Annotated in this window: 1 protein-coding gene; it reads left to right on the forward strand. The window is 31.1% G+C overall.

Annotated elements, in window-relative coordinates; translation table 11 throughout:
- A partial coding sequence (locus MES37_RS24425; RefSeq protein WP_237932830.1) for a hypothetical protein occupies positions 1-1128 on the forward strand: 1128 nt, incomplete at both ends.

The following is a 1128-nucleotide window of genomic DNA, read 5'->3' on the forward strand; positions in this document are numbered from 1 at the left end:
CAATTAAACAATAAATCCGATTCTTTTTATCATAGTGTCTATGTTAAAAGTTCTTACTTTGATAATTTTGTTCCCAACAATAAGCAAGATGATTTATTCTCAAATAGTACAAGTTCAGAGACATATAAAAAATTAGTAAATGAACTTAATGCTTATTTACGAGCAAAGCGCAAACCGTTTTTAATGGAATATGCTAAGGAACTTGTCGAAATGTACGAAACAAAAGGTATATTCCCTGTTTTCAATTATAGTAATAAATGGGAAAAAATGAAGGCTGACGATTTACGCGAGGCTATTCAGGAATTATATCAAATTGAGCCGAAGTTCTTTAGCGACTTAAATAAACCCCAGCAAAAAATATTAGTTAGAATGTTATCACTAATAATTGATGGTGGTGAAGTTGAAAGTTTCTTTAATATAATTGACAGTGTTATATCTTTATCACCAGAAGAAAAAGAACGTTTTTCCGACCAATTAAAAGTAACTCAATTGTCTTCCATATTAAAAACCATAGAGTTATTAACTGATAGATATAAATCAGTAACTGAATTTGAAAAACTAGTTCATGATCCAAGTATGTACGCTGGTGAAGTTCCACACTTACAGAAAATGATGGAAAGGAACTATTGGTTATTAGGCGAGCAATACCAATTAGTTAGTGCTGAAGAACCGGATTTCAACGAAGCAGTTAGGCGTCATGCGTATATTTTGCGTGGAGAAAAATTAAAAAAACACAAAATAGGCCATGTTTCCGAACAGAAAGAGATGGACTTATTCATGATCCGTCAAAGAATGAATGAAAACAAAATTGAACATATTGTTGTTGAGCTTAAGCACCCTGTGAATATAAGATTAGGTAAAAAAGAAATAGACCAGGTATATGAATACTATCAAGTTATAAAAAACGAAAGTCAATTCAATGCAAGCAATATGACTTGGAAATTTTATCTAATCGGAAATAAATATGATAGCACGGGGTACATCCAACATATTATGGAGGCTTATAAAGGAAAAGGTGATTATGGCCTAGTTTATAAAGGCGAGTATGAACTTTATGTAAGAACTTGGTCAGAGGTATTCACAGAATTTAAAATAAAACATGATTTTCTTAATAAAAAACTACAAGTT

The organism is Buttiauxella sp. S19-1, assembly GCF_022134725.1.
GTDB classification, from domain to species: domain Bacteria; phylum Pseudomonadota; class Gammaproteobacteria; order Enterobacterales; family Enterobacteriaceae; genus Buttiauxella; species Buttiauxella ferragutiae.